Source organism: Hydrogenovibrio kuenenii DSM 12350, assembly GCF_000526715.1.
GTDB lineage: Bacteria > Pseudomonadota > Gammaproteobacteria > Thiomicrospirales > Thiomicrospiraceae > Hydrogenovibrio > Hydrogenovibrio kuenenii.
In genome coordinates this window covers 1,203,199-1,214,426 of record NZ_JAGP01000001.1, presented here as the reverse complement: position 1 = coordinate 1,214,426, position 11,228 = coordinate 1,203,199, and the positions used below count along the sequence as shown (strand labels likewise).

General features: G+C 38.2%; 11 protein-coding genes. 10 read left to right on the top strand and 1 reads right to left on the bottom strand.

Annotation, left to right across the window (positions count from 1 at the left end; genetic code table 11):
* Nucleotides 1-12 precede the first annotated feature (12 nt).
* Complete coding sequence (gene map, locus N745_RS0105705; protein ID WP_024851167.1) at nt 13-798, bottom strand: type I methionyl aminopeptidase; 786 nt, start codon at nt 796-798, stop codon at nt 13-15.
* 330 nt (nt 799-1,128) lie between these two features.
* On the opposite strand from map, the gene rpsB reads away from it, so the two are divergent.
* From rpsB to lpxD, 10 genes are all read left to right on the top strand, one after another.
* Complete coding sequence (rpsB, locus tag N745_RS0105700; protein WP_024851166.1) at nt 1,129-1,866, top strand: 30S ribosomal protein S2; 738 nt, start codon at nt 1,129-1,131, stop codon at nt 1,864-1,866.
* Nucleotides 1,867-1,939: 73 nt separating this feature from the next.
* Nucleotides 1,940-2,824, top strand: a complete 885-nt coding sequence (tsf, locus tag N745_RS0105695) for a translation elongation factor Ts (RefSeq protein ID WP_024851165.1) — start codon at nt 1,940-1,942, stop codon at nt 2,822-2,824.
* Between the two features lie 137 nt (nt 2,825-2,961).
* Complete coding sequence (pyrH, locus tag N745_RS0105690) at nt 2,962-3,675, top strand: UMP kinase (RefSeq protein ID WP_024851164.1); 714 nt, start codon at nt 2,962-2,964, stop codon at nt 3,673-3,675.
* A 15-nt stretch (nt 3,676-3,690) separates the two neighbouring features.
* Nucleotides 3,691-4,248, top strand: coding sequence for a ribosome recycling factor (frr, locus tag N745_RS0105685; protein ID WP_024851163.1), 558 nt, complete (start codon nt 3,691-3,693; stop codon nt 4,246-4,248).
* A gap of 115 nt (nt 4,249-4,363) precedes the next feature.
* Nucleotides 4,364-5,083, top strand: coding sequence for an isoprenyl transferase (locus N745_RS0105680; protein WP_024851162.1), 720 nt, complete (start codon nt 4,364-4,366; stop codon nt 5,081-5,083).
* The gene (locus tag N745_RS0105675) at nt 5,070-5,876 is read left to right on the top strand and encodes a phosphatidate cytidylyltransferase (protein ID WP_024851161.1); all 807 of its coding nucleotides are present in this window, start codon (nt 5,070-5,072) and stop codon (nt 5,874-5,876) included. Before N745_RS0105680 ends, N745_RS0105675 begins: the two co-directional genes overlap by 14 nt.
* A complete protein-coding gene (gene rseP / locus N745_RS0105670) occupies nt 5,877-7,277 on the top strand; it encodes an RIP metalloprotease RseP (protein WP_024851160.1) in 1,401 nt (466 codons plus the stop codon). It begins immediately after the preceding gene.
* Nucleotides 7,249-9,555 (top strand): outer membrane protein assembly factor BamA, encoded by a 2,307-nt coding sequence (bamA, locus tag N745_RS0105665; protein WP_051453381.1) that lies wholly within the window; start codon nt 7,249-7,251, stop codon nt 9,553-9,555. The genes rseP and bamA overlap by 29 nt, the downstream gene beginning before the upstream one ends.
* Before the next feature lie 81 nt (nt 9,556-9,636).
* On the top strand, nt 9,637-10,170 hold the full coding sequence (locus N745_RS0105660) for an OmpH family outer membrane protein (protein ID WP_024851158.1): 534 nt from the start codon (nt 9,637-9,639) through the stop codon (nt 10,168-10,170).
* Nucleotides 10,171-10,186: 16 nt separating this feature from the next.
* Nucleotides 10,187-11,227: a UDP-3-O-(3-hydroxymyristoyl)glucosamine N-acyltransferase gene (lpxD, locus tag N745_RS0105655; RefSeq protein ID WP_024851157.1), complete on the top strand. Its 1,041-nt coding sequence runs from the start codon at nt 10,187-10,189 to the stop codon at nt 11,225-11,227.
* Nucleotide 11,228 lies beyond the last annotated feature (1 nt).

The window sequence follows — 11,228 nt, the reverse complement described above, 5'->3', positions numbered from 1 at the left end:
ATTTAAATAAGTTTATTCTGGAAGAAATGGTTCTTCATTTTGTCTGAGTGTAAGTGCTTCATAGCCAGTCTCGGTAACTAAGATTGTGTGTTCCCATTGTGCGGAAAGCTTTTTGTCTTTGGTTACGACTGTCCAGTTATCACCAAGTAAGCGAATATCTGCTTTACCCAGATTAATCATGGGTTCAATTGTAAATACCATGCCAGGTTTAAAAATGATGTTTTTTAATTCCGGTGATCTATAGTGCAATACTTGAGGTTCTTCGTGAAATTCAGAGCCAATTCCGTGCCCGCAGTATTCTTTCACTACACTGAAGTTGTTCTTATGAGCATGGTCTTCAATGGCTGCTGCAACGTCATACAATGAAGCTTCTGGTTTTACTTGCTCGATTCCTAACCACATACACTCCCTTGCAACACGGCAAAGACGGCTTGCAAATGGCTTAACTTCGCCAACTTCAAACATCATGCTTGTATCACCATGATATTTATCTTTAATGACGGTAACGTCTATATTAACTATGTCGCCTTTTTTAAGTTTTTTGTTGTCATCAGGGATACCGTGACAGACTACATGGTTAATGGATATGCAGGTTGAAGCAGGAAAACCATGGTAATTTAATGTGGCTGGTATGGTTTGTTGAGTATTGACCATATAATCATGAGCGATTCTGTTGAGTTCACCTGTTGAGACACCAGGAACAACATGAGGTGTTAGCATCTCAAGGACATCTGCTGCAAGTTTTCCCGCAATGCGAAGTTTTGCAATTTCTTCTTGGGTTTTTATTTTTATTGCCATTAATTAAAAACCACCTTTGTTAAGGGTTAATATATTGGAATCGCTTCGGATTGATCGACTATTTTACAGAATGGTTTCTAAAGAAACGGACTGTTTTAAATCTTTATGAAATTCCAAGGTTTAAATTGAAATGAGCGTGTCATTATGGTATAAATGCGCCGCTATCTAAGTTGATGGCAATTCTAACAGAAAAAACCACACGCTTTCCAACACATCGTTTGGGGTGCCTAATTACTTTAAGTTGTTAAGTAAGCTGGGTCAATAGATATCCAGTAAAAGGGTTCAAATGATGGGAAATGCGGAGGCTTAACCCAAGAAATGGAGAAAAACATGGCAAAAGTTACTATGCGCCAAATGCTTGAAGCGGGTGTTCATTTTGGACATCAGACTCGTTATTGGAACCCTAAAATGGGTGAGTACATTTTCGGTGCTCGAAACAAAATTCATATCGTAAACTTGGAAAAAACCTTACCAATGTTTAACGATGCTCTAAACTTCCTAGGTGGCGTTGCTGCAAAAAAAGGAAGTGTTCTTTTTGTTGGTACTAAAAGAGCCGCAGGTGATTTAGTTAAACAAGAAGCACAACGTTGTGGGATGCCTTATGTAAACCACCGTTGGTTGGGTGGAATGCTTACCAACTTCAAAACAATCAAACAGTCTATAAAGCGTTTGAAAGATTTAGAAGCTCAAGAACAAGATGGTACTTTTGAAAAAATTACCAAAAAAGAAGCTCTTATGCGTACGCGCCAAAAAGAGAAGCTAGAATTGTCTTTGGGCGGAATTAAAGATATGCGTGCTATGCCAGATGCAATTTTCATCATCGATACTGGTAATGAAAAGATTGCTATTCAGGAAGCTAGAAACCTAGGTATTCCGGTTGTTGGTGTTGTGGATACGAATAATGATCCAAGCGAAATTGATTACGTTATTCCTGGAAATGATGATGCTGTAAGAGCAGTTTCTTTGTATTTGGCTGCAGCAGCTGATGCTATTGGTGAAGGTAAAGCTACTATCACCACTGCGGTTGAAGGCGACGACTTCGTCGAAGAAAAAGCAGACGCAGAATAATCTAGAATCACTTTTTCAAAGCCTGGCGTTTGCTGGGCTTTCTTGTTTTTAAACCTAATTTGAGGAAATGAAAATGGCAGTTACAGCTTCTATGGTTAAAGAGCTGCGCGAAGTTACTGGCGCAGGAATGATGGATTGTAAAAAAGCTTTGTCTGAAACAGATGGTGATATGGAAGCAGCAATCGAGCACCTTCGTAAAAAAGGTATGGCCGGTGCAGATAAGAAAGCAGGGCGTACTGCTGCGGAAGGTGTTATTGCAATTGCTATTTCTGACGATAAGAAAAAAGCGGCTATCGTTGAAGTTAACTGTGAAACAGACTTTGTTGCTAAAGGTGATGAATTCAAAGCTTTTGCAGATGAAATCGCTAATATCGTTTTGAAGTCAGGTGTTACTGATCCTGTTGCACTAATGGATCAAACCATGGCAAATGGCAAAACAATTGATGTAACCCGTCGTGAGCTAATCGCGAAAATTGGTGAAAACATGGGGGTTCGTCGTGTTGAATTGGTTGAAACCAGCGGTCAAATCGGTCAGTATCAGCATGGTGAGAAGATCGGTGTAGTGGTTGCGATGGAAGGTGGTGAAGACTCTTTGATTCGTGATGTGGCTATGCATGTTGCTGCATCAAAGCCTTCTGCAATATCTGCTGCTGATGTTGATGCTGAAATGTTGGAGAAAGAGCGTAACTTCCAAATTGAACAAGCGAAAAGCTCAGGCAAGCCAATGGAAATCATTGAGAAGATGATTGAAGGGCGTATGCGCAAGTATCTTGAGGAGATTACTTTGCTAGGTCAGGCGTTTGTAAAAGACCCTGATCAAACTGTTGAAAAATTGCTTAAATCAAACAATGCTGATGTAAAAGCATTTGTTCGCTTGGAAGTAGGTGAAGGTATTGAAATTGAGCAAACAAACTTTGCTGACGAAGTAGCTGCAGCAGCGGCCGCAGTTAAAGGTTAAAATACTTTTGTAGAAGTCACAATGCGTATTTCGTGTTGTGGCTTTTTTTGTGCGTGAAAGGTATTTTTAAACAAAAAAGATAAGATTCTTTGGTTTAAAAATACTTTTTTCTAGGGTTGAATGGGGTAGAGAAAATTATGTCGTTGAAATACTCGAGAGTATTGTTGAAATTTAGTGGCGAAGCTTTAATGGGTGCCAGTGATTTTGGTCTGGATGCGACGACTCTACGTCAAGTAGTGGGACAAGTGAAAGCACTAAGTGATTTAGGGGTTGAGGTTGGAATTGTTGTTGGTGGTGGAAATATTTTCCGCGGAGCGCAAATAGCAGGTTCTGGAATTCAAAGAACAACCGGTGACCAGATGGGTATGATGGCTACTGTAATAAATGCATTGGCTTTAAGAGATGTCGTTGAAGATATGGATATGGATGCAGTTGTTTATTCGGCTATGTCTATAGAAGGTGTTTCCCACGGTTTTCATGCAAATCATGTTCGAAAGGATTTAAAGCAAGGAAAGATTGTTATTTTTGCAGCAGGAACAGGAAGCCCTTTCTTTACGACTGATACCGCAGCAGCATTAAGAGGTATTGAAATTGATGCTCAATTGGTGATGAAGGCGACTAAGGTAGACGGTATTTATACAGCTGATCCAATGAAAGATTCATCTGCTCAGCGTTATTCTGAACTAACTTTCGATGAAGTGATTTCTAAAAATTTACAAGTAATGGATATGACAGCATTTGTTTTGTGTAGAGATCACAATATGCCTATTCGTGTGTTTGATATGTTTAAAGATGACGCTGTGGTAAGAATTGTTAAGGGTGAAGATGAAGGCACCTTAGTTCGTTCTTAATTAATGGAGATAAATATGATAAATGAGATTCATGACGATGCGAAGAGTCGTATGGCAAAGTCGGTTGAGAACTTAGAGTCCAATTTTGCTAAAATCCGTACTGGACGAGCTCATCCGAGTATTTTAGACGCGGTCACTGTAGACTATTACGGTTCTGAAGTGCCAATTAGCCAGGTTGCTAATATTAATATTGAAGATGCGAGAACACTTGCTGTTCAGCCTTGGGAGCAAACGATGGTCGCTCCAATTGAAAAAGCAATTATGCAGTCTGATTTGGGTGTAAACCCTGTGTCACACGGTAATATGTTAAGAATTCCTATGCCGCCATTGACTGAGGAACGTCGCAAGGAGTTTATTCGTCTAGCTAGAACTGAAGCTGAGGCAGCAAGAGTTGCGATTAGAAATGTTCGACGAGATGCAAATTCTGATTTTAAAGATTTGAATAAAGATAAAGAAATCACAGATGATGAATTGAGACGTGCTGAGGAGACTGTCCAGAAGACGACTGATGGTTTTGTTGCACAGATTGATAAGATATTAGCTGAAAAAGAAGCGAGTTTGATGGAAATATAAGCTGAATTTTACATGCGTTTACGGCATAATGGTTCGCTATGCCGTATTGACGGCCTACATAATTTGGTAGGCCGTTTTATTTTGTTTAAACCTAAATCTATCTAAAAACACACACATGACTCAGCCTAAGCATATAGCCATTATTATGGATGGAAACGGAAGATGGGCAAAAAAACGTTTTCTGCCTCGTTTCGTTGGACACCAAAAAGGGTTGCGAGCGGTTAAAAAAGTTGTTTCTCATTGTGCAGAAATTGGTGTGGAATCTCTTACTTTATTTGCATTCAGTACAGAAAATTGGAAGCGCCCTAAAGATGAAGTGTCAAAGTTAATGGGGCTTTTCCTTTCTGCGCTTCAAAATGAAGTTAGTAAGCTTCATAAAAACAACGTTAGATTAAATATCATAGGTGATAGAACGCTATTCACTGATGAAATACAACAGCATATTCTCCAAGCAGAGCATTTAACTGAAAATAATTCAGGGTTGCAATTAAATATTGCAGCAAATTACGGTGGGCGCTGGGACGTAGTGCAAGCAGTGAAAGATTGGAGTAATAAGAATCCAGATAAACCTATTACTGAACTCACTGAAGCAGATATTTCAATGAATGTATGTCTTGCAGAACAAAGCGAACCGGATTTATTGATTAGAACTGGTGGAGAGCAAAGAATTAGTAACTTCTTGGTCTGGCAAATGGCTTATGCAGAATTTTACTTTTCTGATGAATTGTGGCCAGATTTTGATGAGAATTCTATTGATAAGGCCATAGCATCTTTTTCCAATCGCGAACGACGTTTTGGAAAAACAAGCGAGCAGGTGACGCATGATTCTCACTAGAACGATTACAGCTCTTGTTATGGCTATTGTTCTAGGGGTAGTTCTTTTTAAAGCTGAAACCTTAGGTTGGGTTGGCTTTATTTTATTGGGAACGTTTTGGGCTGCTTGGGAATGGGTTGGGTTTACATCTCTTAAGTCAAAAGTTGCGCGATTCTTTCTAGCTTTCATTTTTAGTGTATTAGTTTACTTTTCATACCTCTATCTAAATGATTTTCTTATATTTGTCTTAGCTCCGTTTAGCATTTTGATGATGTTGTTTTCTGTTTTTCTATTCCAGAGAAGAAGGGGAGAACACCTTGTTAGGTCAGATGGTGTGATTTTGTTATTTGGCCTGGTTGCCCTAGTGCCTTTTTTTATATCGCTGATGCTTTTTAGAGAAGTTTTTTCACCAGCGCTTCTTTTGTTATGTTTTTTTGTGATATGGGCTGTAGATGTAGGTGCCTTTTTTTCGGGGAAGCGTTTTGGAAAACATAAGCTTGCAGTATATGTTAGCCCTGGAAAAACATGGGAAGGTGTCGTTGGAGGCGTTGTTGTAGCATTTATGGTTTCCTATATAGGACTGTTTTTACTTAAACCTTATATGACGTTTACGATTTGGCAATCGGCATTGCTACTTTGTCTGATTGGTGCTTTATCTGTATATGGAGATTTATTTGAAAGCGTCCTTAAACGACAAGCAAATATTAAAGATAGTGGTGCTTTGCTACCAGGTCATGGTGGATTGTTAGATCGTGTTGACAGTTTAATGATTGCAATGCCTGTTTTTTATATTTTTTGGTTGTGGGTAAGTTAATTGACTACTGTACTTTGGTCTTTACTCGGCTTTATTTTGGCTATGGGGCTTTTGGTTACAATACATGAGTGGGGGCACTTTATTGTTGCAAAGTTTTTCAAAGTTAAAGTACTAATATTCTCTATCGGCTTTGGAAAGCCGCTTCTACACAAGCAAATTGGAGAAACAGAGTATCGATTGGCGTTAATCCCGTTAGGGGGGTATGTTAAGTTTTTAGATGAAAGAAACGATGACACGATTGAATTAAATGAAGATTTAACACGGGCGTTTAATAGGCAAACAGTTTTTAAGCGTTTCGCAATCGTTTTAGCAGGCCCTTTTATCAATCTTGTTTTTGCTTGGGTTGTTTTTTCATGGTTGTATTTTTGGGGGGTTCCTGGAATAAAACCTTTGTTTCAAGATGTCGTTCCAAACTCTTCTTTATCCCAGGCATTGTCTGCTAAAACTAATACGATTTGGCAGGTAATGTCCGTAGGACATCAAACGACTCAAACATGGCAGTCAGTGCATCAAAAGTTTCTTGCAGATAAATTAGCAGGAAAAGAAAGTGTAGACGTTGCTTTGGGCGCCTTTTCTGAAAAGGAAGGTGAGTCGGATTCTGTTTATAAGAATATTCAACTTTCATTGAAAACATTGGACTTGAATAATACAAGGCAAGACTGGCTAGCCAGTCTTGGGTTTGTGCCTTTTTTTCCTAAAATCCCACCAATCTTATCAAAGGTGGTACAAGGGTCAGTCGCAGATAAAAATGGCTTTAAACCGGGTGATCGAGTGATTGCTTTTAATGGTAAGTTAATGCATAGCTGGTCAGATTTTGCGACTCTAGTAAAAGAGAATCCTAACAAGCAAGTAAATATAAGCTTTGAGCGAGATGGACATGTTTATGATGTTCAATTAACTTTAGCCTCAAAGCAACAAAGAGGTCATGATGTTGGAGTTTTTGGCGCTGCGATCCAAGTAAATGCAGCTCAAATGAAAAAATACCAAACAATTGTTTCATATCCTTTTATTCAGGCTATGCATGTAGGACTTAATCATTCAGTCAGTTTAATTGAAATCAGTTTTGATATGATTCGTAAAATGTTTCAAAACGAAGTTTCCCCAAGTAACTTATCGGGACCAATTGCAATTGCTGATTATTCAGGTAAGGCACTTGAAATGGGATGGATTAGCTTTTTCAGTTTGCTTGGGCTGTTGAGTTTAAGTCTTGGGTTACTCAATCTATTGCCCATTCCTATGTTGGATGGTGGACACTTAACTCTTTATATAGTTGAAATTATAAAAGGCTCGCCTATCAATAACGTGGCTGAATTGTTTGTTCAAAAACTTGGATTTATGATTATTGTTGGTTTAACTCTCTTTGCTTTAATAAATGATTTGGTTCGAATTTCAGATGATTAAACGTATTGCTTTACTGTTTTGCTTGTTCACTTGCTTTGTTTCTACTGCTGCTTATGCAGATGATTTTAAAATAAAAAAAATTGAGGTAGAGGGCAATCATAGAATTAGTTTTGAAACGGTTAGAAGCTATTTGCCTGTAGATATAGGAGATGATCTAACACCAGAATTGACCCGTGAGAGCTTAAAACAGCTGTATGCGACGAAATTTTTCCAAGACATTGCTTTATATCATTTACCTGAAGGCGTTTTAAAAGTTGTAGTTAAAGAACGTCCATCTATTTCAGATATAACTTTTGAAGGCAATGAGCTGATAAAAACAGATGATTTAAAGCAAGCGTTAGGCGGGCTTGGTGTAAAAAAAGGGCGTATTTTTAATAAAAATCAGTTAGTTAAAATCATTGTCGATTTGCGTCGCCAGTATCAAAATCAGGGCTATTACGCTGCAGATGTCAAAATTGATGTTAAAAAGCTACCTAGAAATCGCGTGACCTTAAAAGTGAAAGTGGCGGAAGGGCAGCCTGCTAACATTGGTCGGATTACACTAGTTGGGAATAAAACTTATAGTGATAAACGATTAAAAGGCACAATGATTTTATCCGAATCGGTAGTCATTGGTGATAATGACAAATATTCAAAGCCAAAATTACAATCTGATGAAGAATCGCTACGTTCATTTTACATGGATAGGGGGTTTGCTGAATACAAGCTTGAGTCAACACAAGTCAGTCTTTCACTTGATAAGACGCAAGTTTTTATTACGATTAATATGAAGGAAGGGCCTCAATACAGCATTTCTAAAATTAAATTCTCTGGTGAAACGATCCTTAAGAAAAAAGAATTAAAACGGTTGCTAAAAATACATGAAGGTGACCTTTTTTCACGTAGCAAAATTATAGCTACAGTTAATGCTTTAAGGGATAGGTTAAGTGAAGAAGGTTATGCCTTTGCTAAGGTAGAGCCGATCACGGTTTTGGATAAAAATAACCGTTTAGTCAGCTTGGACTTTAGGGTTGATCCAAAAGACAGGGTTTATGTTAGACGTATTATTATCAAAGGCAATACTCGCACAAGAGATTATGTGATTCGCCGAGAGCTTCGGCAGTTTGAAAGTGCTCCTTATTCTTTAAAGGGGGTGAGACGATCAAATACTCGTTTGAATCGCTTAGGGTACTTTAAGAAGGTCAAAATTGATACCAAGCGCATTTCACAAGATCAAGTTGATTTAGTAGTTAATGCTAAAGAACAGTCCACAGGGTCTTTTAATGCAGGAATTGGTTATTCTCAAGTTGATGGTGTTAATTTTACGATAGGTGTAACTGAGCGAAACGTTATAGGAAGTGGTTATAAGGCTAATATTAATAGTACCTATAGCAGTTCTACCAAGTCCTTGGATATGGGGGTTACCAACCCTTACTTTACGCCGGATGGCGTTTCTTTAGGAGGCGGTCTTTATGCTAGAGAAATCGATGCAGCTCAGTTGGGTGTTTCAGACTATACGACTAATAACTATGGCGCAAGGTTTAACTTGGGCTATCCGACCAGTGAGAATAGTAATTTAAGTTATGGTTTAAAGTTTGACGATCAAAAATTGGTCTGTATTGATACGTTTACAGTGTGTAAGGCATATACAGCATCCTATGGTAGTCACTTTAATTCGGTCCGCTATTCAATGGGGTGGAGCTATGATACGAAAAATGCATTTTACTTCCCTTCAAGTGGTCAATCTAGCAGTTTAAGTGGTGAAATCACTATTCCAACAAGCTCAGATGTTTCTTTTTATAAAGTCTATTTGGATGAAAGTGCTTATATTCCGCTATCAAATGACTTTACATTTAAGGTCAAAGGTAGTGCTGCTTATGGTGATGGGTTGGGTAATTATAAAGGACTGCCTTTTTATGAGAACTTCTATGCAGGTGGCATGGGGACTGTCAGAGGGTATGAACCCAATTCTTTAGGGCCAGCTTATGACCTCGCAACACAAGGTTCAAACAGACCTATAGGTGGAAGTGTTAAATTGGTTGCTAGTTCGGAGGTTATTTTCCCAATGCCTTTTATTGAGGATTCTAGCAATATTAGAATGAGTCTCTTCCTTGATGCAGGGAATGTATTTAATGGCGTGGATTCTGTGAAAATGAAAGAGTTTCGCGCTTCAACAGGTTTATCCATGGCATGGATTACGCCAGTTGGACCTTTAGCATTTAGCTTGTCAAAAGCACTTAATGATCAACCAGGTGATAAAACTCAAGTATTCCAGTTTAACCTTGGGGTGCCTTTGTAATACCAATTATAGAAAGCTAGAAAATTCTAAAAAAAATCGTTTACAATTAATTCGTTTAACTTAATAGAATAAGGAACTGATATGCGTCGTCTACTTGTGGCTTTAGTGAGCGTTATGCTACTTACTGTCTCTGCTTATGTTCAGGCTAAAGAAGTTAAGTTGGGTGTGGTAAATGTTGGCTTACTATTAGAAAAGGCGCCGCAAGCGCAGAATGCTAGTAAAAATTTGGCAAAGGAGTTTGGACCACAGCAAGCCGAACTAACCAAATTAGCAAAAAAACTTGAGACTAAACAGAAAGAATATCAAAAAAATAAGTTAATTCTTTCTGATGCTCAAAAGGGTGCTTCTGAGCGCGAAATTAGTTTAATGACGCGTGATATCCAAAGAAAACGTAATGATATTCAAGAATTAGTGAATATTCGCAGAAATGAAGAGCTTGCAAAATTGCAGAAAATGGTTAATCAAGGGATTAAAGCGATAGGTAAGAAAGAAGGCTTTGATCTAATTTTGTATGAAGGGATCGCTTACACCAATAAAAGCTTAGATGTCACACAAAAAGTTTTGGATTACTTGAGAGAAGAAGACAAAAAGCAAAGAACAGGTTTTAACAAATAACAAAAGGATTTGATGGTTGAAACTTTCTGAAATAGTTGCTCTGTTGATTGAAAATGGAGTTGATGCGCACCTCGTAGGTAGTGAGATAGAAGAGGTTTGTCAGGTTGCAAGTCTTTTGGATGCTCGGCAAGGCAGTATTACTTTTTTTTCAGATAAGAGACGTATAGCTGAACTCGAAAGAACTCAAGCTACTGTTGTTTTACTAACTGAAGAAATGGCAAGCTTTACCTCTGTTAATAAAATTATTGTTAACGACCCTTATGTTGCCTATGCTTATGTCGCACAAAAATTAGATGAAATACCTCACCAACCCCATATAAATTCAAATACGTTTATTGCTGAAACAGCTGTTGTACCAAATACTTGTCGAATTGGTTTTGGTGTCTATATTGGAGAAAATGTTGTATTGGGTGAGGAGTGTGTTATAGATTCTGGTTCAGTCATAGAAGCACACTCTGTATTAGGTGATAACTGTCATATCTATCCCAATGTTACAATAATGCATAATTGTGTCTTAGGTAATCACGTTACTATTGAATCAGGCACCGTGATCGGCGGCCAGGGGTTTGGCTTTGCCAATCAAAAAGGAAAGTGGTTAAGAATTCCTCAAATTGGTCGAGTTGTTATCGGAAACAATTGCTGGGTTGGTAACAATTGCGCGATTGATAGAGGAACTATAGAAGATACTGTTATAGGTGATAATTGTATTTTGGATAACCTTATTCATATGGCTCATAATGTTGAAATTGGACAAGGGACAGCTATTGCTGGCCAAGTTGGATTTGCAGGCAGTACTAAAGTAGGTGAGTACTGTATGTTTGCGGGTCAAGTGGGTATTAATGGACACATCACCGTTTCAGATAAGAGTCAGTTTGGGGCGAAGGCAGGTATAACTCATTCAATCAAAAAACCAGGTAGTTATTCTGGTTTCCCTGCAGTTGAAACTGCTGACTGGCAAAAAACGACTGTCAGGTTGAGAAATTTGGAAAAGATGTCGCAAAAAATTAAGCTGTTAGAAAAAGAACTGGAAAGTATAAAAAAACAATTGGAAGATTAAC

Coding starts and splice junctions, on each gene's coding strand:
- map (WP_024851167.1), bottom strand. CDS start 798: ATGGCAATAAAAATAAAAACCCAAGAAGAAATTGCAAAACTTCGCATT.
- rpsB (WP_024851166.1), top strand. CDS start 1,129: ATGGCAAAAGTTACTATGCGCCAAATGCTTGAAGCGGGTGTTCATTTT.
- tsf (WP_024851165.1), top strand. CDS start 1,940: ATGGCAGTTACAGCTTCTATGGTTAAAGAGCTGCGCGAAGTTACTGGC.
- pyrH (WP_024851164.1), top strand. CDS start 2,962: ATGTCGTTGAAATACTCGAGAGTATTGTTGAAATTTAGTGGCGAAGCT.
- frr (WP_024851163.1), top strand. CDS start 3,691: ATGATAAATGAGATTCATGACGATGCGAAGAGTCGTATGGCAAAGTCG.
- N745_RS0105680 (WP_024851162.1), top strand. CDS start 4,364: ATGACTCAGCCTAAGCATATAGCCATTATTATGGATGGAAACGGAAGA.
- N745_RS0105675 (WP_024851161.1), top strand. CDS start 5,070: ATGATTCTCACTAGAACGATTACAGCTCTTGTTATGGCTATTGTTCTA.
- bamA (WP_051453381.1), top strand. CDS start 7,249: ATGATTTGGTTCGAATTTCAGATGATTAAACGTATTGCTTTACTGTTT.
- N745_RS0105660 (WP_024851158.1), top strand. CDS start 9,637: ATGCGTCGTCTACTTGTGGCTTTAGTGAGCGTTATGCTACTTACTGTC.